We start from the raw sequence: 23,363 nt of genomic DNA, 5'->3' as shown, positions 1-23,363 counted from the left end.
GAATAAAAACTCCCACGGCGCAGGTGCGCCGGGGGAGTTTTTTAATCTGCACGATTTATGTTTGTCAACTGTCAGCAACAATAATTTACATTATCATACTATTTCATCTAAACTGATATTTTCCAGTCTGATTGTAACCTGATTTCCTTTTTGTGAAACAAGACGGATTCCTTTACACCAAAGAGGACGCCTTTGGCAATGTTTGGTTTCTCCCAGTATGCGTCTACAAGATTTGTGGGTTCGGATAAAATTTCTTCCGTTTTCCCCTGGAGGATACTGTTTGCCACATCGCAAATCAGACGGTATAGGTTCATCTGTCCCTGGGGGGCTAATCCGTTTGTCCCCAATAGTCCCATGATACTCCAGGGGTAAGTTCAAAGCACACGTTTTCAACGGCAGTTTCTTTTTTGTATGCTTTTCTTAGATTTTTCACACGTATTATTTTTTCCATTTTGTGACCCTCCCAACCATTACAAATATCATGATTCCAATTACTTCCCCAAGGGCATTGCCTGTAAATCCCTGCATATGGAATACATCTTCCCACACATAATCCCCTGTAATTAGTTTTGTGGCATAGTTCCCTATGATTACCAGGAATAGGAACAATGCTGTGCAGTCCCAGATATTCCATTTCAGGAATGTTCCCCCCAGCACTGGAAGCCAGAGGACAAGAAGCCATAACAGCAGGATAGGCAGGCCATAACGGAAAAGCCAGACTGTCCCTGTACCCAAAAGATAATATCTGGTAATCTGTATGACGGAGAGCAGGACAAACGCCCCAACACTTATAACTGCCATAGAGGTACAGATTTTATCTTTTTTGCAGGTGAAAAGGGCATATAGTAAGGCGTCTGTAAATAAGCAGGAACTTCCCACAATCAAAGACCATGTAATTCCTTTGTTTACCGCCAAATCCACAATCAGGCAGACAAGTACAGCAATAAAGCTAAGACCTCCTAAACCGTACAAGAAATACATTTTCTTTGTTTTTTTCAAAAATCTTTTTACATCTGAAATCTCTGTGGGCGGCGTTTCCATTTCCAAATGGCAAGTCATATCCTGATATATTTCACTGCATTCTGTACATTGTTCTAAATGGTTATCAATGCTCTTTTTAGAAACATCACTTACCATTCCATCCACATAGAGAGGAAGTAAATCTCTGACAATTTCACAAGCTAATTCTTTTTCCCTTAGTTCCATTCTCTCATTCCTTTCATTATTTTCTGTTTTCCCCGGTAATAAGTTACTCTGGCCCAGTTTTCCGTTTTTCCCAAAATAGCCGCAATTTCAGAAAACTGCAGTTCCCCTGCTAATCGCAAATACATGACCTCTCTTGTTACATCGTCAAGGTTGTGCATCAGGCGGAAAACTTCTACTTTTTCCAAATTGTTAAGGCTTTTATTTTCAACATTTTCTGTGGAGGGCACCCAATCTTCCAGTGGGGCAATTTTATGCCTGCTTCTTTTTTCCAGTTCCTTATACCATAATTTTTTTGCAATTCCACATAGCCAGACGGAAATTTTACAATCTCCCCTGAATTTGTCAATTCCTTTCACTGCCTGAAAGAAAGTTTCCTGGGTCAGTTCCTCGGCAAGTTCGCTGTCCTGCGTTAATCCGCAGAGATATTTATATATCATAGCAGCATTTTCCCGATATATTTCATCCATTTTTTCTTTATTCATATCAACACCTCATATTACAAGTATAACCTGTAATCTTATAATTTGTTAGTTCCTTTCCAGGTTGATTTGTTACAAATTTTTTTTATTTTTTTGTTTTTCAAAAGTTGCATTTAAAATGGATAGGGCTATAATGGTAAAAAACATAGTTCTATCATGTACATTTTTAAGGAGGCAAAAATGATTTTAAGTGCAAGCCGCCGGACGGATATTCCCAATTACTATTCCGATTGGTTTTTAAACCGAATAAAAGAAGGGGTTGTATATGTGAGAAATCCCATGAATCCCTGTCAGGTGGGCAGGATAAATCTATCCCCCCAGGTGGTGGACTGTATTGTTTTCTGGACGAAGAATCCAAAACCTATGATGGAGCGGTTAGAGGAATTGTCTGCATATAAATACTATTTTCAGTTTACCCTCACAGGATATGGGCGGGACATGGAATGTAACGTCCCCCACAAAAAAGAGAAAATGATACCCATATTTCAGAAATTGTCAGAGCAGGTTGGAAGAAACCGTGTGATTTGGCGGTATGACCCGATTTTGTTTAATAAAACATATACGCCGGAATATCATTTGAGGGCATTTGAACAGATTGCAGACGCCCTGAAAGGATACACCAATCAGTGTGTGATTAGTTTTGTGGATGAATATACAAAGAACAGGCGAAGCTTGCGGGAAATTGGCTGGTATGAACCGAAAAAAGATGTGCTGGGGGAGGTTTCCGGAGAAATCGGCAGGATAGCGGCAGAAAGGGGAATAAAGGTGGGGAGCTGCGCTGAAAATATGGATTTATCCCCATGGGGAATTGGGCATAACTGCTGTATTGATAAAGGGCTGATTGAGGAAATCACAGGGTATGAAATAAAGGCGGGGAAGGATAGAAACCAAAGGAATGCCTGCGGATGCATAGAAAGTGTGGAAATCGGAGCCTACAATACCTGCAAAAACGGATGCAGGTATTGTTATGCAAATTACAGCCAGGAAAGCGTTAGGAAAAACTGCGGCATGTATGATGTGAATTCTCCGCTGCTTTGTGGAAGGATAACACAGGAGGATATGGTTTATGACCGGAAGGTGAAATCCCTTGCAGAGGGACAGATAAGCTTTACGCTTTAAAATCTTTCAGATACACCTCCATGGACCGGTTCATCTCCCTGGAAAAATCAGATTCATATTTTCTCTCACAAAAATTTTTCATCCATGTTTCATAATCTTTTACACCGGTCATGCCGGAAAACATAGAGCGGATTTCCCCGCCGCTTTTACTTTGGTAACGGTTTTCACAGACCATATGGGAAAGGTCAAAACGCTGCGGTTTTTTCCTTTCTATCTGCTGTTTTACAGGGTATCCGAAGACAAGCATACAGGCGGGATAAACATAAGCCGGAAGTTCCAGTAATTCTTTTATTTCCTCTGCGTTTTCCATGATATCGCCGATATAGCAGGAACCGATTCCAAGGCTTTGTGCCGCTGTCACGGAATTTTGTGCGGCGATAAGGGTGTCTTCCACGGCAAGAAGCAGGTCTCCGGCTCCAGGGTTTCTGGGGGAGAGCCCGGCTTCTCTGTAGAAAGTAAGCCATTTGTGGCAGTCGGCGCAAAAGATAAGAACCATTTTTGCCTGTGTGATAAATGGCTGGTGGTCACAGTATTCTGCCAGTTTATCTTTTTTATCCTGGGATGTTATATCCAGTATGGTATAGAGGAGCTGGCATCCGGCGGAGGGAGCCTGCAGGGCTGCATTTAGAATATCTGTTTTACATTCTTTTGAAATTTCGTCTTTGGCAAAGACACGGACGGATTTCCGTTCATGGAGAGATTTTATAATTTCATTCATCTTATAAATCCTTTCTTAATTTAGACTGTGAATACTATTTTAACATGGAGTGAATGTTGTTTCCACTATTGTAGAAATCTGAACTCATTCATATCTGAAAGTTTTTGTTTCACTTATTCCATATGCCAGATTGATATTGTATAATGAAGGCAGCGATAAGTTGACAGGAGGATACAAAGTATGATACAGGATATTAAACCCCACAAGTACACAGTTGCATATCAAAACGTAAAGGCAAAAGAAAATGATTGTCTGTTAATTTATAGAGACGGAAACATATTGTGCCAGGAGTCACAGGGGCAGATTGCCTATCCTTTGATAGAGGATGTGATGGAAAAGTATCCGGATATTTTAAGCGGGGTGAGATATCTGTTTGAGATAGACGGCAGAGGGTATTTCGATTTGCCAGGAAAAGAAGTAGAGCCTTTTTTAAATTATAGATATCTGCCCAAAGAAGAGCTGCGCAGGGTTCGTCCCATGTGGAAAGCCTTTGCGGGAATTACGGGATTCCAGATGCAGGAGTGGTATGGGAATGCCAGGTTCTGCGGCAGATGCGGAAAGGAAATGAAGCATCACTTAAAGGAGCGGGCCATGGTGTGTCCCCTTTGCGGCCATATTTCTTATCCCCAGATTTGCCCCAGCGTGATTGTGGCAATTACAGACAAAGACAGGATTTTACTCACCAAATATGCCAGCGGCCACAGCAGTTTTAAGCGGTATGCCCTGGTGGCAGGATACAGTGAAGTGGGGGAGAGCCTGGAGGATACTGTCCGCAGGGAAGTGATGGAGGAAGTGGGCCTTCGTGTAAAAAACATTAGATATTATAAAAGCCAGCCATGGTCTTTCAGCGGGGCCCTTTTAGCAGGGTTTGTCTGTGAGGTGGAGGGCAGCAGCAGTATTTTCATGGATGATGAGGAACTTTCAGCGGCGGAGTGGTTTGGCAGGGACAATATGCCAAAAGACCGTTCCCAGGCGGATATCAGCCTGACAGGGGAGATGATGCAGGCTTTTGAGGATGGATTGCTGTAAAAAAGTATTTGAGTTTCTTCCCATATAGGGTTATACTATTAGAGTGATTTTAAAACATGCGGAAAGGAAGCAGCAATGGCAAAGGAGAATGCAGTACAGGAAAAGTCGGCGGTGAGGGAAGTGTTAAGCTGGTTAATTACAATTCTGCTGGCGGTTTTGGCAGCCCTGGTAATAAAGAATTTTATTATTATTAATGCAAATATTCCGTCAGGCTCCATGGAAAATACGATAATGGAAGGAGACCGCATTTTTGGTTTCCGTCTGGCATATCATGATAAAGCCCCTAAACGGGGGGATATTGTGATATTTAAATATCCGGATGATGAAGAAGAAAACTATATTAAACGGGTTATCGGCCTTCCAGGGGAAACTGTTCTTATTAGAGATGCGAAAGTCTATATTAACGGCTCTCCCGTACCTCTGGAAGAGGATTATCTGAAAGAGGAATGGACCGTTGCCACAGGGCCTTATACTTTCCAGGTGCCGGAAAATTCTTATCTTGTCCTGGGGGACAACAGAAATAATTCACAGGATGCCAGATATTGGGATAATACCTATGTCAGAGAAGACAAGATATTGGGAAAAGCGATTTTCCGCTATTATCCTGTGGCAACTGCAGGTTCGCTGTATTAACGGGAGTATTTTTATATGATAACTTTATTGGCAAGATTTTTTGTTCACGAAGAAGATTCCCCCGCAGAGGTCAGGGAAAGATACGGCATGCTCTGCGGATTAGTGGGAATCTTTTTAAATATCATTTTATTTGCAGGAAAGCTTTTCGCAGGGAGAATGTGCCATTCCATTGCAATTACCGCAGATGCTTTTAATAACCTGTCGGATGCAGGTTCCTCGGCGGTGACTTTGGTGGGATTTCGTTTGGCGGGGCAAAAACCTGACACGGAGCATCCCTTCGGCCATGGGCGTATTGAATATGTGTCGGGACTGATTGTATCGGCTGCCATTTTGATTATGGCAGTGGAGCTTATCCGGGACTCTGTGGGAAAAATTATAAATCCCCAGGCCACGGATTTTTCTTTGGTGTCCGCCGGGATACTTCTGGCGTCTATCGCGGTGAAACTTTATATGTCTTATTACAATAGAAAAGTAGGGGATCAACTTGACTCTGCAGCTATGCGTGCCACGGCAACAGACAGCCTCAGTGACATGGCAGCCACCACGGTAGTGCTGATTGCCATGCTTATTGGGCATTATACCGGACTTTACATAGATGGATGGTGCGGAGTTTTGGTGGGAGGATTTATATTTTTTGCAGGGATATCTGCCGCAAGGGATACCTTAAACCCACTTTTGGGGCAGCCTCCGGAGGAGGATTTTGTAAGAAAGATTTCTGAGCTTGTGACAGGCCATGAGGGGATTATGGGAATCCATGACCTGGTGGTACATGACTACGGGCCAGGCAGACAGATGATTTCCCTCCATGCGGAGGTGCCGGCAGACGCGGATATTTTAGAGATTCATGATTTGATAGACAGAATTGAGCTCGAGCTAAAGGAAAAGCTTTTCTGTGAAACTGTGATCCATATGGACCCGATTGTGACAAAAGACGAGGCTACCGGGAAAACAAGAGATAAGGTGAAAGAGATTGTAAAGGGGATAGGGGAAGAGTTATCCATCCATGATTTCCGTATGGTTCCCGGGCCGAGCCACACAAACCTTATCTTCGACGTGGTGATTCCCTTTGGATTTAAAATGGAAGATGAGGACGTGACAAAGGAGATTCAAAGGAGAATTATGCATGAGATTGGGGAGAATTACTTTGCTGTAATTCAGGTGGATAAAATGTATGTGAAATAAAATAAACCCCGCAGGCAACTGCGGGGTGGGCAGGGGGAAATGGAAATTTCCCCTACTCGCTGATGTTCTTTTCTGATTCTGTCTCGGTTGTCTCTGTCTCCGTGGATTCTGTTTCAGTCGTCTCTGTCTCTGTAGAATCCGTCTCCGTTGTCTCTGTACTTTCAGGCATTTCAGTTTCTGTATTTTCTGCAAGAGGATCCTCAAATACAAATTCATTGGAGCTTCTAAACACGGTGTTGCTGGAGCCCATTTGATTTACCACAACGGTATCTTGATCCCCTAAGCTGTCCAGAGAAATCCGAAGTCTGGAACTGTTTACAAACACAGTATCCACTTTCTCTCCGTTGACAAATACTTTGCTCCATTTGGTAAAGTTTTTGCCGATAATTGTGGCATAGTCACCTGTGGCGGAAGGCCAGATATCTGCGATCCCTGTTTCCGCAACGCCCATGACAAGGTCTGTGGCAGGATATAAATCTGCCCCGTTATATGCATAGCGGTTTCCGTAAAGCAGGTCGTACTGCAAATGATTCAAACCGGATAAATACTCTTCGGTATCTGTGGCCTTTTTATCTAAACCACTCTGTTCGTAAGTAAAGATGGTTCCCTCATGGATGCCCATATCATTTGTCACATTAGCCAGGAGCTCGTAAGCTGCTAAATCAGCATCCTTTTTTGCAAGGCCGAAGTTATTCCAGGTGGCATATTTTGTCTTAAATGTGTTCCCTGTGGCCATATCGGATTCGTTCAGCCCCAGGCTTGGAAGATGGTCTCCAAAGAATACCACAATGGTATTTTCGTCTCTGGCAGCCATGGCGTCTGTGAGGTTCTTAACAAATTTATCCACCTCATGAATCATATTGACATAATATTCCCACTGGTTATTAGCCGCCTCATCTTTTGCCCCGGAGACTTTGATTTCCGGCTCCAAAAGCACTTTCTCTGTTGGGTAGTCCCCATGTCCCTGTACGGTAATGGTGTAAACAAAATCCGGCTGGTTTGGTGTTGCGTCCATTGTCTTTGCCGTCTCGCTGATTAAAATATCATCTGTGGGCCAGCTTCCAAGAGGTGTGTACTCCTGGATATTCATTAATTCCTTGCTGGTAAAGCTGTCAAATCCCATCATGGAAAAAGCGTTTGCCCGGCTGTAGAAGTTGCCGCCGTTATTGTGTACCACATGGGTGCCGTATCCGAGTTTGGAAAGATTGGAGGCAATACTCTCACAGTCTGTCTGCTTTAAAATCGTTTTATAGGGATATTCTCCTGTTCCGAAATACTGCATGCTCATTCCGGTTAATATCTCAAACTCTGTGTTGGCAGTTCCAGCCCCTACAACTGGCACGGTAAGATGCCCTGTGGTATACTCTTCCGTTAATTTACGGAAGTTTGGAATGGGATCTTCGGAAAAATTCAAAAATTCCACTTCCGTCGGGTCGATAAAGGATTCTAACAATACAACTACCATATTGGGTTTATCAGTATTTGTGGTTGTATCCTGTTTGGATTCTTTTTTTGCCTCCGCAACAGATTCCTGGGAGTAATCCTCCGGCTTGCTCATGCCCCTGTCAACCACGCTGGTGGAGAAACCGTAGACAAAACCATAATTTTCATATCCCTGGGCAATATTGGCAAAATAGGAAGCCAGTACATTTGTATTCTGTGCCGCCTCTGTAGTTACAGGAAGTAAAAGAAACGGGACAGCTACCAGTGCGGGGGTTACAAATTTCCTTCTGGGGCCCTGATATTTTGGCCCTTTGATAAAGAGGAAAACACAAAATGCCAAAAACAGCCCTACAACAACCACCACAAGAGTCGCCTCTGCTGCGGTGAAATAGTTGGTGTTCTGCATGGATAATAAATCGGAGATACATTTTAAATCCGTATACCCAAAAGGAGTTACCCTGTTAGAGAGGATACATCCGTTAATGGTTCCAAGGAACAGCCAAAACCCGCTGATAATCAGGCGGCCCAGCAGCCTTCTGCGCATTAAATACACCAGCGAAAGAGATGCAAATATAATGAAGGAGTTGTAGACAAAAGCCCATGTGTGCATAGACAGGAAAGAAAATGCAGACACAATGGAATGTCTTGAAATCACTTCTATAATGAATATAAGCATCATGGAAAGCAGTGCATGAAACACAAGTGAGTATTTATTCACGCAGGCAACAAGCCGGGAGCCGGTTTTTGTCTGGTTTGCCTGCATGCCCTTTTGTTCTGGGCTTAAAAATTTAATTCGGCGATTCATAGTAAATCCTCCTTAAATCAAGATTGTCTCATTTCCTACAAAAGAATAAAACGAAAACAGCAAAAAATCAATGGAAAACTTCTATAAAAATTTCTTAAGAAAAATTGAAAAAACACTCAATATGAATAAAATATGAACGAAATATGACAAACAGAACCCATTTTTGCACAAAGTTTCCAACTGTGCACCAGGCGAAGTTTCCTGCAATCTTAAAGGAATTCTTAAATTTCTTTAAAATTGGGAAAAGGTAATTGACAAGAGGAGATATTTGTTTTACTGTATTAACGTCATGGTACAAATAGAAACCTATTGGATTGGAACAGAGAGGGAGAAATAGTGGAGACGTTAATCGAAGTAAAAAACTTAATGAAGATTTACAATCCAGGTGAAAACGAGGTTCGGGCCCTAAACGATGTGTCCCTGACCATTATGCGGGGAGAATTTGTGGCAATTATCGGCCAGTCCGGATCCGGCAAATCAACTTTTATGAATATGCTGGGGTGCCTGGACATACCCACTTCCGGCAGTTATTTTTTAAACGGAAAAGATGTGGCGGGGCTTTCTGACGATGAGCTTTCGGATATCCGAAATAAGGAAATCGGCTTTATCTTTCAGGGATTTAACTTGATTCCCAACCTTACCGCACTGGAAAATGTGGAGCTGCCTTTAATATATCGGAATGTTCCTGCGGCAAAGCGCCACGAGCTTTCCGTGGCTTCCCTGACCAGGGTTGGGTTAGAGCACAGAATGGACCACAAGCCCTCGGAGATGTCCGGAGGCCAGCAGCAGCGTGTGGCCATTGCAAGGGCTTTGGCGGCGGCGCCCCCTGTAATTTTGGCGGATGAGCCCACAGGAAATCTGGATTCTGCCTCCAGCAAGGAGATTATGCAGATTTTAAGAGAGCTTTATGAGGAGGGCAGGACGGTAATTTTAATTACCCATGACAATAAAATCGCAGCCAGCGCTAAGCGGGTAATTCGGGTGATAGACGGAAAAATTGTCTCCGATACCAATTATGGGGACGGAAAGAGCATAGAGGAAATTGCAAAGCAAATTGAAGAAGAGGGAGATAAGCAGGCTTATGTTTAAGAAGAAAGAAAACACCACGGTTATTGTGGAAAAGAAAAGACCCAGAAAGAAAATGAAACCGGGAAAAGTTGTTTTGATCGTTATTGTGGTTTTGCTCATTGTGTGGTTTGGGGTTCGTTCTATGACGAAAGGTTCCGGGAATATGCTTCCCGCTGTTGCCACAGCGGAGGTGGTGAAAGGGGATATCACGGCAACCCTTGACACCAGCGGAACCATTGTAAGCGAAGAGACAAGGGTATATGCATCCCCGGTAAATGCCCAGGTGGGGGAAGTTCCCGTGGAAGTGGGGCAGAACGTAAAAAAAGGGGAATACCTTTTAACCTATGACACTGCCTCATTGCAGAAGAGTTACGATATTGCGGCGCTGCAGGCAAAAGCGGAGGAGGCCACAGGCAACGACAGCTTGGCAAAGAGCAGTGAAAGCGCAACGGATCTGGCCACGAGCAGCAGTGATATACATACTTTGGAGGATCAGATTAACGCTGTAAACGCCGAGATTTCTTCCCTTCAGTCCCAGGCTGCAGACAGCGAGAAATCCTCCAATACCAACGCCTCCAGACAGGCAAGGGCCCAGGAACTTAAGGCTTCTATTGAAGGTATAGATGCCCAGATTTCCGCATTAGAGCAAAAGATTTTGGAGCAGGAGCGGGCAGATGCCCAGAGCACCGAGGAAGAGGTTACGAAGAATACTTCTGATAAAGACAGAAAGAAAATAGAGGATCTGAAGCGGGAAAAGAAAGAATTGGAAGAAGAACTGAAAAAAGTGGAAAAGAAAATAAAAGATTCTGCGGACATAGCCAACCATATGGTTAATATCCAGTCAGAGCTCACCAAGAAAAATAACCAGCTTGCAGATTTACAGAGTAAGCTTGGGGAGGCACAGTCCAAAAAGGCCGGGGCGGAGGCAGGTATTTTGACGGATGCGGCAAAAGCCAATATCAGTTACACCAGGCAGGCAAGCAAACTGACTTTAGAGCAGACGGCGGATGATCTCTCCACAGCCCAGGCAGGAGTTACAGCGGATTTTGACGGCATTGTCACAGAGGTGCAGGTTTCCCCGGGAACCATAGCGGCGGAGGGAAATCCTTTAATCACCCTGGCAAGCTCCCAGAATATATGCGTAGAGATTCCCGTGTCAAAATACAATCTGGAAAATATCAGGATGGATCAGGAGGCCGTTATCACATTTCAGGAGAAAGAATATAAGGGAAAAGTAAACTACATCAGCAAGATTGCCCAGAAAGGCGAGACCGGCGGAGCCATGGTAACCATAAAAGTGGGGATTTTAAATCCGGATGACGCATTGGTTCTCGGTTTGGACGCCAAGGTCAGCATTCAGCTTGGCACCCAGACAGATACGCTGGTGGTGCCCATTGCCTCTGTCAATGCAGACACCCAGGGGGATTTTGCCTTTGTGGTGGAAAACGGTATTGTGGTAAAGAAATATGTCACCCCGGGCATGGCCTCCAAGGAGGAGATTGAGATTAAAGACGGTTTAACCGCCGGGGAAAAAGTTATCACATCAGTGGATTCTTCCATAATCGAAGGTATGCCTGTCACGGAAAGCCTGCCAGGGGACACGGAGAGCATGGTGTCTACGGAAGAATAGGAGGCAAGGAATGTCACAGTTTTTTGAATATTTGAAAATGGCGGTTTCCAACATAAAAGCCAATAAAGTGAGGTCTTTTCTCACTATGCTGGGCATTATTATTGGTATTGGCTCCGTGATTTTAATTATGTCCCTGGGAAACGGGATCCAGGGGGTGATTTCCGGTGAGCTGGAGGGAATTGCTTCCGGGCAGATTGTCCTTTATACCTATGATTCCACCGGCACTTACTACATTACCAATGACGATATTGACGCCATTGTGGAGGAAGTGGACGGCATCATGGCAGTAAACGTGTACCAGGGGTTTGAGGGGAGCACCGTCACAAGAAAAGGGGAGTTTTCCGTAAACGGCAGCGGCCAGATGGCCTCCTACCAGTATTTTTCCAACACAGGTTTGTTAAAAGGAAGATATTTTAACGAGAAAGAATACCTGGCGGGAACCCCGGTGTGCCTGATTGGGGAGGCGGACGCCATTCGTCTGTTCGGCTCCACAGATGTTATCGGCATGACAATCGATATGACGCCGAATTGGGGAAATTCCGTTTCTTTTACCATTGTAGGGGTGGAGAAAGAGCCGGAAAACTCCATGTTTGGAGGCGGATATGACAATACGCCGGTTTCCCTGTATTTCCCCATGACAGTTTTGACTCAGATTTACGGCTGGGAGATGGATGATTATTACCAGATTTACCTGATGGCGGAAAAGGATGCGGATACCGCCTCCATTACTACCCAGGTAGTGTCCCTTTTGGAGCGGCGGCACCAGTGCTTTGGGGAAAACATTTACCAGTACGAGAGTTTTAACGATATTATGAGCAATATCAACACGGTTCTCAATGCGGTGACTATGGTAATTTCTCTGGTTGCGGCCATCTCCTTAATCGTAGGGGGGATTGGTGTTATGAATATCATGCTGGTGTCCGTAACAGAGCGCACCAGGGAAATCGGTATCCGAAAGGCGCTGGGGGCAAAGACAGGGTCAATTATGATGCAGTTTTTGTCGGAATCTGCCATTATCACCATGATTGGAGGGCTTATTGGAATCCTTTTTGGAATCGGGGGTGCAAGCCTGGCGGCCAAAATAATTTCCATGGTGAGCCCGGAGATGGCATTTACTCCTTCGGTGGATATTATCACCGTGCTTGCAACCACCATGTTTTCCTCGGCAATTGGGTTGTTCTTTGGGATTTATCCCGCCAAGAAGGCGGCTAAGTTAAGCCCTATCGAGGCGTTGAGGAGAAATTAGGCCGGGAAGGAAAAAGTTTCCTTGTTTTTCTATTCAGCCTGGACTATAATGTGACATATCAGTGTTTTGGTATGTCACATTTTTTTTATCCGCATATATTAAAGGGAAAAGAGTTGGAGCACAAAAAAATGTATCAGGAGCCTTTTTTGCGGATATCAGAAGAATTTGGAGGCAAGATGCCTTTTTATCTTACGTATCCCATGTCAAATGTGTACCTGACGGAAAAAGAGTATGAGAAAGACATGGAGCGTATGAAGGAGCTTTATCCCAAACGGATGAAAGAGCTGCTTGCATATGTGGAGGAGGAATGTGACAAAATGGAATATGAGGGAAGTATGATGTTTGACGAGTATCCGGACAGAGTCCTTCTCTTTAAAACGGCAAATGATATTTATGACAATGCCATGGTCCTTACACAGACGGATCGGTCGGGAAAAGGAAGGGACAGAGATTTGCTTGATGTGATACAGGTTCTTTTGTACGATGAAATGTACCGCAGGCGGGGCAGGCGCAGGCGCTGCTGCAGAAAATGGTGGTGATAAATAATTTTTATCCGGTATTTTTTGGCGGGAGTAAAACTCCCTCCTGCCGGATGATATACGAAAGGCGGTTTTTAGATGAAAAAGGGAATGATTAAATTATTGGTTTTGGCAGGTGTGTTTCTGTTAGGCGTTATCGTCTTTGGGGAACTGACCAATCATTCCAACGAGGACTTAACCACAGAGATGGCGGATGCCACCCTCCCGGTTGTCTCCTTTTTTATGAAGGGGGAGGGCGAAAACCAGGAAGTGAATGAACTGCGGGGCTACACAAAGGAAATGCAGTCCGTGTATATGAGGGATGCAATAACTACCGTCTCATCGGACAGGCTTCTGCCCCTGCAGGTGCAGACCTATGATACAAAAATAGATGAGATTTCCTATGAAATCAGGAGCCTGGATGCCAGCCGCCTCATTGCGGATTCTAAGGTAGAGGTCTATGAGGAGAAGAAGGGGAGAATTAAGGCTGAGCTTACCATTCAAAACCTCCTGGAAGAAAACGAAGAGTATCTTTTTATCATTAAATTAAAAAGCGGCGGGGATACCATTTACTATTATACCAGGATTATGGAGGAGACAGTCTGCCATACAAAAGAGTGCGTGGATTTTGCCATGTCCTTTCATGAAAAGACGTTTGATGTGGATGAAGCCAGGGAACTTGCCACATATTTAGAGCCTAATGCCTCCGGGGATAATTCCAACTTGCACAAAGTGGACATCCATTCCAGCTTAAAGCAGGTGGCCTGGGCGGATTTTAAGGGGGAGCGTTTAACTACCCCGGTGCCCTCCTTAAAAGAGGTAAACGATTCCTATACCGTGGTGGTTCTTGATTACCTGGTGGCATCCATAGGAATAAATGGGGAGATGGAATACTATAATGTAGAAGAGTATTACAGAGTCCGCTATACAAACGACAGGATGTATCTCTTGAACTATGAGCGGACCATGAATCAGATTTTCCGGGCGGAAAATGAGTCTTTCTACAATAATTATATCCAGCTGGGCATCAGGGACAGTGAGGTGGAGTTTGCCAGCAATGAAAAGGGAAATATTGTAAGCTTTGTCCAGGAGGGAGAACTTTGGAGTTACAATGAGAGCAGCAACCAGCTCTCCCAGGTGTTTAGCTTTATTGGAAATGAAGGCATTGACAAAAGGGAAAACTACGGGGAACACGACATTAAAATTATTAATATTGACGAGACGGGAAGTGTGAATTTTGTGGTCTACGGCTATATGAACTGTGGTTCCCATGAGGGGCAGGTAGGTATCTGCGTGTACCATTATGACAGCATTGCCAATACCACAGAGGAGGAATTGTTTATCCCCTCGTCTTCGTCTTACCAGGTCATGCGGGCGGATTTGGGACAGCTTATGTATGAAAATGCCCAGGGAATTTTCTTTATTATGCTGGGGGGGACCGTGTACCGCATTGACCTCTCCACTATGGAAGTAAAAGAGTTTATCACAGGGCTGTCCCAGGGAGATTATGCTATTTCAGAGTCCCACAAATATTTTGCATGGACGGAAAAAGACGGCCAGGGAATGGGGACGGGCATTCATCTTATGGATTTGGATACAGGAGACAAAAAGGAACTTTCCCCGGGGGGAGAGGGTTATTTAAAAACCCTGGGATTTATGCAGGAGGATTTTGTGTACGGTATTGCAAGGAAAGAGGACGTGGTGAAAGACCTGACGGGAAATGTTACTTTTCCCATGTATAAGGTGTGCATTATGGATTCCTCCACGGCGGAGCAGTTAAAAGAATATGAGAAGCCGGGCTATTATGTTTCTGATATTGAAATATGGGATTATATTATGTATTTAAACAGGATTCAGTTTAACGGCATGGCCTATGTGGAAGCCAGCCAGGACACCATTATGAACCGGGAGGGGGACAGTGCGACGATTGTTGACGTCCACTCCACAGTGACGGAGGTGAAGCAGACACAAGTTCAGCTTTCCATGGTGGACATGGTAAAAGAAGCATCCCCTAAAATACTTACCCCAAAAGAAGTGGTATTTGAAAATAACAGGGAGATTGCCCTTAAGAGTGAGGATGTGAAAGACAATTACTATGCATACGCCAGGGGAGATATTTTGGCGGTGACTGACAATTTAAAAATGGCAGTATCCACTGCCAATGAGAAAATGGGCGTGGTAATCGGAGAAAAGCAGCAGTATATCTGGAAGAGGGCAAGAAAGTCCCTGCAGGAAGCCCTGGAAGTTTCCGTGGGCACAGAGGATGCAGGTGGCAGTTCCATTGTCCAGTGCGTCAGCGCTATACTGGAGAGGGAATCTGTAAATATAGAAGTGGCCGCTTTAATCGGCCAGGGAAAAACGCCGAAGGAGATTTTGGAGACAACCATGGAAGGGGTTACCGCCCTGGACCTTACCGGGTGCAGCCTGGAGGAAGTGCTTTATTATGTGAGCCTGGGGAATCCGGTGTTTGCCATGAAAAGTGACATGGATGCCGTGTTGGTGGTAGGATACGATTCCCTGAATGTTACATTATTTAACCCTCTGGATTCCACTGTGGAGAAGATGGGAATGGAGGATGCCGGAGAAATGTTTGAAAATGCGGGAAACGTTTTCTTGGGCTATTTGAAATAGAGGGGGAGAAAAGGAGAGAAAATGGAAAAGTTTGCAGAGATAATCAGCAGGGTGGATGATTTTGTATGGGGCCCGGTGATGCTGGTGCTTTTAGTGGGAACCGGAATCTTTCTTACATTTCGGCTGGGATTTGCTTCCTGGAGGAACCTGGGGTATGCCCTAAGGCTTACCTTGAGCAAAGAGGCAAGGACAACGGGAAAAGGAACGGGGGATATCTCGCCTTTTTCCGCCCTCACCACAGCCCTGGCTGCCACCATAGGGACAGGCAATATTGTGGGAGTGGCCACGGCTATGGTTTCCGGAGGGCCGGGGGCATTGGTGTGGATGTGGATTTCCGCGGCATTCGGTTTGACCTCAAAGTTCAGTGAGTGTATGCTGGCTATTAAGTACAGGGAGGTAAACGAAAAAGGGGAAATGTCCGGAGGCCCCATGTACACCATGAAAAAAGCCTTTAAAAATAAAAGGGCAGGGGAAATGTTGGGCTGGCTCTTTGCCCTGTTTGCCGTGGTGGCGTCTTTTGGAATCGGAAATTTGACCCAGGCAAATTCTATTTCCGATGCGCTCTTTAGCACATTTCGCGTTCCCACATGGATAAGCGGTATCACCCTTACCTTTCTTGCCCTGGCAATTATTGTGGGGGGAATTAAAAGTATCTCCAAAGTATCCTCTGTGGTAGTTCCGGTTATGGCAATTTTTTATGTGCTCTGCGGCCTCCTTGTGATTTTGGGCAATATTCAAAATGTGCCGGAGGGACTGGCCATGATTTTTAAGATGGCATTTTCACTGGAAGCGGCGGGAGGCGGGCTCTGCGGTACGGTGACGGCTGCCCTGATGAACAGTATGCGGTTTGGGGTGGCCAGAGGAGTGTTCTCCAACGAGGCGGGAATGGGCTCCGCAGCCATAACTGCAGCGGCAGCCACCACAGATAACCCGGTGCGCCAGGGATATATTAATATGACAGGCACATTCTGGGACACCATCGTTGTGTGCACCATTACAGGAATCTGTATCGCCGCCTCCGGGGTGTTGGGAACCACGGATTTGGAGGTTAAGGGGCAGTATGCCCTCTCGGAAAATCAGGTGGCTGTTGTTGCAAAGGATTCTTCCGGGAAAGACGCAGGGGGAAATTATGAAATCCGTTTTGGTGAGGGCAGCATATCTCTTTTTCAGGGTGAGGATGAATTGATTTTATATCCCATGGAAGAAAGAGAAAACCGCAGGGCAGCTTATTCCGGAAGCGTAAGCGCACTGACAGGTGCCTTTACAGATGAAGCCGGAAACCATTACATTTTCCGGGAGGACGGTACATATGAAATGAGGGTTTTAGTGAAAGGGGCGGCCCTTACCATTCTGGCCTTTGAGAGCGTTTTGGGAAGGGCAGGGGGATGGCTGATTTGTATCGGGATTTCCCTGTTTGCATTCTCCACAATTTTAGGGTGGGAGTACCACGGGGAAAAAGCCTTTGAATATCTTTTAGGCACCCATAAATTTAATATGGTTTACCGGATTATTTTTTCCCTCATTGCCTATGTGGGAGCCACAACAGCCCTTGATGTGGTGTGGAATTTTTCGGATATTGCTAACGCCCTTATGGCGGTGCCAAACTTAATCTGCCTGTTGGCCTTAAGCGGGGAAATTGCAAAAGATGTAAAAGAATTTCAGGATGTAATCCGCCAGGAGCGGATGAAATAGCTAAAATATGCATAATTTTTGTGATGATAATGAAAATCCTTCGTGGGAAATTACTAATTTTCTGAAAAGCGTATTGTAAAATTTTTAAATTTGGGGTATATTAAAGACTGTACTTTAGGAGGAAAGAAATCATGAGCAAAAAGGAAGTTGTAGTATCAAACGTTTCAAAGGAACATGATAATCCGATTGCGGAACTGGTCCAGGTTGCATGTCAGTTTGACAGTAATATCACTTTGGAAAGTGATAACCGGAGGATTAATGCAAAGAGCATTATGGGAATCATGGCTTTCAATCCATCCAAGGGCATGACCGTGAATATTATTACGGATGGTAACGATGAACAAGAGGCATTAGTAGCAATGGAAAAATTCTTAGTATGTGAGTGAGAGCTGGGTGAAAGGGAGGTAAATATTATGTCTAAGAAACCAGAAGTTAAATCATCTGTTGCAAAAGCGGCGGAGGCGATGGCCAATGAAGTGAAAGCATTTGCAGCAGCAAAAGAGCCAGAAGTGAAAGAAGAACCTAAGAAAGAAGTTGTTAAAGAAATCGTAGAAGGAGCGGCAGAAGTAAAAGGGGCAGCGGCAAAAGCAGGAAAAAAAGCAGCAGCTAAAGTTAAGAAGACAGCCGTAAAAGCAGTAAAAGAAAAAGTTCAGCCTAAAGTAATTTTAGAATTCTATGAGCACAATGCAGATTTGAATGCAGTGGTAGACAGAGTAAAAAGTATCTATGTGGCAGACGGACATCGTGAGTCTTCTATCAAGTCCATGCAGGTCTATATTAAACCGGAAGAAAATTCAGCATACTACGTAATTAACGACAAAATAAATGGCCGGATCGATTTGTTCTAATACCTGTTACATGTAATGGTACCACCCGTAGGGTATAAAATAAAATCCCCAAGAGGGTACAGAGTTTAAAAGTGCAAAAAAAGAGGTTTCAAAAACTGAAACCTCTCTTTTTTTATCTTTTTTTCTGCTCTTCCTTGTATGCGTCTACCAGCCGGTGGATTCTCTCATATGGGTCTAAGAGATCGCTGATAGATAAATCGTGGTTTAAAGTGTCAATAATATAAGCGATATATTTACTCATATCACAATCGATGTAATAGGGCTTTTTCAAAAGTTCTTCCGATTGGTACGTAAGGTTGGTGGTAACCACCCGGTAGATAATCCCCTCCTCATAAGCCTGGTCGAATTTTTCCAGTCCGTCAGTGAAAAGGCCAAATGTGGAAATCACAAATACCCGGTTGGCCTTCCGCTTTTTAAGCTCTGTGGCTACATCTATCATGCTGTCCCCGGAGGAAATCATATCATCGATAATCAGCACGTCTTTTCCCTCCACAGAGGAGCCTAAAAATTCATGGGCGACAATGGGATTTCTGCCGTCTATCATAATGCTGAAGTCTCTTCTCTTGTAAAACATTCCCATGTCAAGGCCAAGAACGTTGGACAGATAGATGGCCCGGTTCGTTCCCCCCTCGTCAGGGCTTATTACCATCATGTGGTCGTTGTCAATAATCAGGTCTTTCTCCTCTTTTAAAATGCCCTTTACAAACTGGTAGGCAGGCTGTACCGTGTCAAATCCTTTCAGGGGAATGGCATTTTGTACCCTGGGGTCGTGGGCGTCAAAAGTGATAATATTGTCCACCCCCATGTTTGTCAGTTCCTGCAGGGCCAGGGCGCAGTCTAAAGATTCCCTTGCGGTTCTCTTGTGTTGTCTGCCCTCATATAAAAACGGGATAATAACTGTTATTCTTCTGGCCTTTCCTCCCACTGCTGCAATAATGCGCTTTAAATCAGAGAAGTGGTCATCCGGGGACATATGGTTTGTCATTCCGCAGAGGGAGTAGGTTAAGTGGTGGTTTGTCACATCCACCATGAGATATAAATCATAACCCCGGACAGATTCTTTAATTACTGCCTTGGCCTCCCCGCTTCCAAATCTGGGGCAGGATGCATCCATAAGGTAAGTATCACGCTTATAGCCAATGAATGCAGAGTCAGAAGCGTGTTCATGTTCCCTTTTTTCCCGCCAGCCCACCAAAAATTGGTCCACCTTTCGGCCCATTTCCTGGCAGCTCTCCAAGGGAATCAGTCCCAATGTGCCGCTGGGCAGGGTATTTAACAGTCTTTCATCGTTTGCCATGATAAATCCTCCATAATGTAGTGCGGTGGCTTTCATTCAAAGAGAAAACCACAATATATATTTATTTATCTATTAGCAGGGATTACCGGATTTTTTTCTGAATCCGTATGTCATCCCCGAATAGTTTCAACATAATGTAATTGCTGGAGATACGGGAGAATGTTCTCTCGGAATATATCTGGGCCATCTGCTTTATGGGCAGGTTTGTGGAAATTATGGTAGACTTTTTCCGGAGAATGCGCTCGTTTATACACAAAAACAATTGTGAAATTGTAAAGGAGTTGGGCATCTCCGTGCCCAGGTCATCTATGATCAAAAGGTCGCAGTCAAAAATATTCTGGTGCGCCGCAATGATATCGCTGTCTCTGTCGTTTCGGAATGTATTCTTTTCAAATATATCAAATAACTGGAAAGCTGTAAAATAGATAACGGAATGTCCCGTATCTAACAGCTCTTTAGCCACACAGTTTGAGAGAAATGTCTTTCCCACCCCGGTATCCCCGTAGAGAAATAGGTTTAAGAACTTATTGTCAAATTCTTCAATAAACCTGCGGCATTCCGCCACCGCTTTTTTCATCGTCTCTAAAGAGGTAAGGCCTGTGGCTGGGTTTATCTCAATTTTGGAATAGTATTTGTAAGAGAAAGTCTGAAAATTCTCCTCTTTTAAAATACTTTTTATATTTGACTGGGTATACACAAGGTCAATGGCCCGCTGCTTAAAGCAGTGGCAGCGCTGCCCCTTTACAAATCCGCTGTCCTTGCAGTCACTGCAGTCGTAGTCAGGAATGAAATAGTCCTCCGTATAACCCATTTCCTTAAGGATTAAGAGCCTTTCTTCCCGGTAGCCGTTAATTTCTTCATGGAGGGAGTTAAGAGCCTCCCGGTGGCCGTTTAAAAGCTTTCTGGCCTGTATCACGGAACAGGTAGACACAGCGTCGTCAATCTCCTTTAACCGGGGATTTTTTTTGTAAACTTCTTTTTTGCGGCTTTCTGCAAGGCGCTGGTTTCTTATCTGCTTGGCGTGATACTCACGGAGAATCTCGTCATATTGGGAATTGCTTAAAGGCATGTCTTATCTCCTGGCTCAGCTTGTAGTATTTAAAAGCTGCTGCTCTAATTTGTCATAGTTGTACGTCCGCTGGGGGAAGTTGTGGAAACGACTGCTCTGGGCGTTTTCCGATGCTTCTCTGGTTTTTCCAGAGGTTTTTCCCTTGCGGGCTGTATCTAATTTTACAACATCCTCAAGATTATGTACATGGTTTTTATGCCAATTTGTTAAAATTGTATCCGCATATTCAAAACTGGCCTTTCCTGTGGCGGAAATTGTGCGCCGGCATGCCTCTTTTATAATGTCCATGGAAAAAGCGTATTCTTTGGCCCATTTTTCTGCAAAGGCAGTTTCGTTTGCAATAAGGTTGCGGCCGCTTATGCCAAAGGCGTTCATGACACCATACACGCACTGGGAATGCATGGCATGGGCTGCCCGGGCCTCTGATACGGTGGTGATTCCCTTCTCTGTCCAGGAGAGGGCGATTTTTTCCATGTAGCGCAGGCTGGTGTGGCCGTTGCTGATGCATGTCTCAATGAGATATTCGATTAACTCCGTGGAAAATTTCAATCCGTCATACCAGTAGAGTATGGTGCGGATGTCCGTGGTGTTTAAGGTGCGCCCCAAATAATTTTCCGTGATAAAAAGGATTTCCTGGACTGCCTCGTCATCCTGGAACTGTTCGACCTGCTCTAAAGTATAGGCGTCCTTTTGATTTAAAGTTTCCCCGGAGCCGGCTTCTTCTTTTACAGAATCCCCTTTAAAATTCTTTTGCGGGTTCCCCAGATCACAGGAGTCGGCCTGGCAGGGGTTTTTAAGCAGGATATTTGTCAGGTTATCTGCGCTGTCAAATTCCAGCCCGATGAGATTTTGTTTTTCCCAGTAGGAAAGGGCCCTTAAAACATCCTTTTCCGTATATTCAAATATATCAGCCAAATGCTGAATGGAGAAAGCCTGATCCTCCTTTTCCATAAAACGGAGGAGATAGAGATATATTTTTATGTATTCTCCGTTGGCATTTGTCATATATTTATCTATGAAGATGTTTGGAACGCAGGTAAAGGACGGGAGTCCGTTACTGCTCAGTTTAATGTTTGACATAGGATTACCTCTTTCCCAAGGGATGCATCATATTTTCATTTCCGCATCCGTTATGTTCCAGATTATAACATGCGTTTTTCAAATTGAAAAGGGGTGATTTTTTACAAAATGCCAGTAAAATCAAGGGTTTGAGCAAATGTGGATAAGTGGATAAAAATTGGACAAGGAGATAAAAAACCTGGCGGGCAGGGCAGGAGGGGAATAAAAAAATCCACATTTCAAATGTTTATAAAAGTACATTTAAAATGTGGATAATGTGGATAACTTAGTGTATAAGTATGTGTTCTCCAACTTTTACAATGTCTCCCGCACCCATGGTTATCAACAGGTCACCGTTTAAACAATTTTTTTGCAAAAATTTTTCTATTTCAGAAAAATCGGGGAAATAATAGGTTTCTCTGCCTAAATTTTTCAGCCGGGCGGCTATGTCTAAAGAACTGACACCCAGGGTATCTGTTTCCCGGGCGGCATAGATATCTGCCAGCACAACAACATCCGCCAGGGAGAGGGCATCTGCAAAGTCCTCTAAAAAGGCTTTCGTCCTGGAATAAGTATGGGGCTGGAACACGCAGAAAATCCTTTTATGGGGATAATTTGCAGCGGCCTTTAGCGTGGCCTTGATTTCTGTAGGGTGATGGGCGTAGTCGTCAATCACAACGGCGCCGCAGGGGAGTTTTCCCTTGTATTGGAACCTTCTGTCTGTCCCCGAAAAAGCGGAGAGCCCAAGGGCCGTATCCTTTGGGGAAATTCCAAGGGCCAGGGAAAGGCATGCCGCAGCCACAGAGTTTGATACATTGTGGAGTCCCGGCACGTTAAGGTGTATATCAGCAAGGGCCTGTTCTTTGTTCATTAAAGTGTAGGAGGCACACCCTAGGTCATCAAAGCGGATATCCCTGGGATAGTAGTCAAAAGAAGGGGACATGCCGTAGGTGACGGTTTCTGCGGGAAGCCCTGAGATGATTTCCCGGTAGTTTTCGATTTCTCCGTTGATAAAAATCGTGCCATCCTCCCCGGTATTTGCTGCAAACTTACGGAAGGAGCGGCGGATGTCCGCCAAATCCTGAAAGAAATCAAGATGTTCCGCCTCAATGTTTAATATGAGGCAGTACTTGGGATAAAAATTTAAAAAACTGTTGGTGTATTCGCATGCCTCTGTGAGAAATATGTCAGAATTGCCCACCCGGATATTGCCCTGGATGGATTTTAACATTCCCCCCACGGAAATGGTGGGGTCGGTGCCGGCAGACAAAAGAATCTGGCTGAGCATGGAGGTGGTGGTAGTTTTCCCGTGAGTGCCTGCAATGGCAATGGAATTTTTATAGTGGGACATAATTTGCCCCAAAAGCTGGGCGCGGCTTAACATGGGAAGGCCTTTCGCCCTGGCTGCGGCAAACTCAGGGTTGTCTTCATGGATGGCGGCGGTGTAGACTACCGCGTCCAAATCCTCTGTGATGTTCTCCGGTGACTGGGGGTAGGAAATGTGCACGCCCTCCTTTGCAAGGCCGAGGGTAATCTCCGATTCCCTGGCATCGGAGCCTGAAATTTTAAATCCTTCTTTTAATAGGATGCGGGCCAGGCCGCTCATGCTGATACCGCCGATACCGATAAAGTGAAGATGAATAGGTTGATTAAAATTAATTTGATACATAGTTATCCGTCCATTCTAAAAT

22 protein-coding genes are annotated in these 23,363 nt (G+C 44.6%); 12 read left to right on the top strand and 10 right to left on the bottom strand.

Annotated features, from left to right (window positions below; all coding sequences use genetic code 11):
- Positions 1-107 precede the first annotated feature (107 nt).
- Genes D7Y06_RS08410 through D7Y06_RS08400 form a run of 4 tightly spaced genes read right to left on the bottom strand, consistent with a single transcriptional unit; the run spans position 108 to position 1,688 of the window.
- A complete protein-coding gene (locus D7Y06_RS08410; protein WP_243119173.1) occupies positions 108-356 on the bottom strand; it encodes a hypothetical protein in 249 nt (82 codons plus the stop codon).
- Positions 329-451, bottom strand: coding sequence for a hypothetical protein (locus D7Y06_RS27630; RefSeq protein WP_256387216.1), 123 nt, complete (start codon positions 449-451; stop codon positions 329-331). Before D7Y06_RS27630 ends, D7Y06_RS08410 begins: the two co-directional genes overlap by 28 nt.
- The gene (locus tag D7Y06_RS08405; RefSeq protein ID WP_120407358.1) at positions 439-1,206 is read right to left on the bottom strand and encodes a zf-HC2 domain-containing protein; all 768 of its coding nucleotides are present in this window, start codon (positions 1,204-1,206) and stop codon (positions 439-441) included. Before D7Y06_RS08405 ends, D7Y06_RS27630 begins: the two co-directional genes overlap by 13 nt.
- Positions 1,197-1,688, bottom strand: coding sequence for an RNA polymerase sigma factor (locus tag D7Y06_RS08400; protein WP_120407357.1), 492 nt, complete (start codon positions 1,686-1,688; stop codon positions 1,197-1,199). The genes D7Y06_RS08405 and D7Y06_RS08400 overlap by 10 nt, the downstream gene beginning before the upstream one ends.
- 177 nt (positions 1,689-1,865) lie before the next feature.
- On the opposite strand from D7Y06_RS08400, the gene D7Y06_RS08395 reads away from it, so the two are divergent.
- Positions 1,866-2,804 (top strand): DUF1848 domain-containing protein, encoded by a 939-nt coding sequence (locus D7Y06_RS08395; RefSeq protein WP_120407356.1) that lies wholly within the window; start codon positions 1,866-1,868, stop codon positions 2,802-2,804.
- On the opposite strand, the gene D7Y06_RS08390 is transcribed toward D7Y06_RS08395, so the two are convergent.
- Complete coding sequence (locus tag D7Y06_RS08390; protein WP_120407355.1) at positions 2,794-3,522, bottom strand: nitroreductase family protein; 729 nt, start codon at positions 3,520-3,522, stop codon at positions 2,794-2,796. The two genes, D7Y06_RS08395 and D7Y06_RS08390, sit on opposite strands and share 11 nt — an antisense overlap.
- Positions 3,523-3,702: 180 nt before the next feature.
- Between D7Y06_RS08390 and nudC the strand changes: the two genes are divergently transcribed.
- The 3 genes from nudC (at position 3,703) to D7Y06_RS08375 (ending at position 6,366) form a co-directional block, all read left to right on the top strand.
- Positions 3,703-4,551, top strand: coding sequence for an NAD(+) diphosphatase (gene nudC, locus D7Y06_RS08385; RefSeq protein ID WP_120407354.1), 849 nt, complete (start codon positions 3,703-3,705; stop codon positions 4,549-4,551).
- Between the two features lie 75 nt (positions 4,552-4,626).
- Positions 4,627-5,184 (top strand): signal peptidase I, encoded by a 558-nt coding sequence (lepB, locus tag D7Y06_RS08380; protein ID WP_120407353.1) that lies wholly within the window; start codon positions 4,627-4,629, stop codon positions 5,182-5,184.
- A gap of 15 nt (positions 5,185-5,199) precedes the next feature.
- Complete coding sequence (locus tag D7Y06_RS08375) at positions 5,200-6,366, top strand: cation diffusion facilitator family transporter (RefSeq protein WP_120407352.1); 1,167 nt, start codon at positions 5,200-5,202, stop codon at positions 6,364-6,366.
- Positions 6,367-6,418: 52 nt separating this feature from the next.
- Here the strand turns inward: D7Y06_RS08375 and D7Y06_RS08370 are convergent, their stop codons facing one another.
- The gene (locus D7Y06_RS08370; RefSeq protein WP_120407351.1) at positions 6,419-8,614 is read right to left on the bottom strand and encodes an LTA synthase family protein; all 2,196 of its coding nucleotides are present in this window, start codon (positions 8,612-8,614) and stop codon (positions 6,419-6,421) included.
- 336 nt (positions 8,615-8,950) lie between these two features.
- Between D7Y06_RS08370 and D7Y06_RS08365 the strand changes: the two genes are divergently transcribed.
- From D7Y06_RS08365 to D7Y06_RS08330, 8 genes are all read left to right on the top strand, one after another.
- Positions 8,951-9,703, top strand: a complete 753-nt coding sequence (locus D7Y06_RS08365; RefSeq protein WP_120407350.1) for an ABC transporter ATP-binding protein — start codon at positions 8,951-8,953, stop codon at positions 9,701-9,703.
- Positions 9,696-11,312, top strand: a complete 1,617-nt coding sequence (locus tag D7Y06_RS08360; protein WP_120407349.1) for an efflux RND transporter periplasmic adaptor subunit — start codon at positions 9,696-9,698, stop codon at positions 11,310-11,312. Before D7Y06_RS08365 ends, D7Y06_RS08360 begins: the two co-directional genes overlap by 8 nt.
- Positions 11,313-11,322: 10 nt before the next feature.
- Complete coding sequence (locus tag D7Y06_RS08355; protein ID WP_120407348.1) at positions 11,323-12,558, top strand: ABC transporter permease; 1,236 nt, start codon at positions 11,323-11,325, stop codon at positions 12,556-12,558.
- Positions 12,559-12,704: 146 nt separating this feature from the next.
- On the top strand, positions 12,705-13,097 hold the full coding sequence (locus D7Y06_RS08350) for a hypothetical protein (RefSeq protein WP_243119171.1): 393 nt from the start codon (positions 12,705-12,707) through the stop codon (positions 13,095-13,097).
- 78 nt (positions 13,098-13,175) lie between these two features.
- A complete protein-coding gene (locus D7Y06_RS08345) occupies positions 13,176-15,707 on the top strand; it encodes a hypothetical protein (RefSeq protein ID WP_120407347.1) in 2,532 nt (843 codons plus the stop codon).
- 21 nt (positions 15,708-15,728) lie between these two features.
- Positions 15,729-17,399 (top strand): alanine/glycine:cation symporter family protein, encoded by a 1,671-nt coding sequence (locus D7Y06_RS08340; RefSeq protein WP_120407346.1) that lies wholly within the window; start codon positions 15,729-15,731, stop codon positions 17,397-17,399.
- A 131-nt stretch (positions 17,400-17,530) separates the two neighbouring features.
- Positions 17,531-17,785 carry an HPr family phosphocarrier protein gene (locus D7Y06_RS08335; protein ID WP_120407345.1) on the top strand — a complete coding sequence of 85 codons (255 nt, stop codon included), beginning with the start codon at positions 17,531-17,533 and terminating at the stop codon, positions 17,783-17,785.
- A gap of 27 nt (positions 17,786-17,812) precedes the next feature.
- Positions 17,813-18,247 (top strand): DUF6465 family protein, encoded by a 435-nt coding sequence (locus D7Y06_RS08330; protein ID WP_120407344.1) that lies wholly within the window; start codon positions 17,813-17,815, stop codon positions 18,245-18,247.
- Between the two features lie 112 nt (positions 18,248-18,359).
- Here D7Y06_RS08330 and D7Y06_RS08325 read toward each other — a convergent pair whose 3' ends face one another.
- The 4 genes from D7Y06_RS08325 to murC all read right to left on the bottom strand — a co-directional run bounded on the left by D7Y06_RS08325 (position 18,360) and on the right by murC (position 23,341).
- A complete protein-coding gene (locus D7Y06_RS08325) occupies positions 18,360-19,544 on the bottom strand; it encodes a ribose-phosphate pyrophosphokinase (RefSeq protein ID WP_120407343.1) in 1,185 nt (394 codons plus the stop codon).
- 82 nt (positions 19,545-19,626) lie between these two features.
- The gene (locus tag D7Y06_RS08320; protein WP_120407342.1) at positions 19,627-20,613 is read right to left on the bottom strand and encodes an ATP-binding protein; all 987 of its coding nucleotides are present in this window, start codon (positions 20,611-20,613) and stop codon (positions 19,627-19,629) included.
- A 15-nt stretch (positions 20,614-20,628) separates the two neighbouring features.
- Positions 20,629-21,693 carry a DnaD domain protein gene (locus D7Y06_RS08315; RefSeq protein WP_120407341.1) on the bottom strand — a complete coding sequence of 355 codons (1,065 nt, stop codon included), beginning with the start codon at positions 21,691-21,693 and terminating at the stop codon, positions 20,629-20,631.
- A gap of 265 nt (positions 21,694-21,958) precedes the next feature.
- A complete protein-coding gene (gene murC / locus D7Y06_RS08310; RefSeq protein ID WP_120407340.1) occupies positions 21,959-23,341 on the bottom strand; it encodes a UDP-N-acetylmuramate--L-alanine ligase in 1,383 nt (460 codons plus the stop codon).
- Positions 23,342-23,363: the final 22 nt, after the last annotated feature.

The sequence above is a fragment of the Roseburia sp. 1XD42-69 genome (assembly GCF_003612565.1).
In the GTDB taxonomy this organism is placed as follows: Bacteria; Bacillota; Clostridia; order Lachnospirales; family Lachnospiraceae; genus Roseburia_B.
The sequence above is the reverse complement of the archived record's forward strand: the minus strand, read 5'-3'. Positions and strand labels throughout refer to the sequence as shown.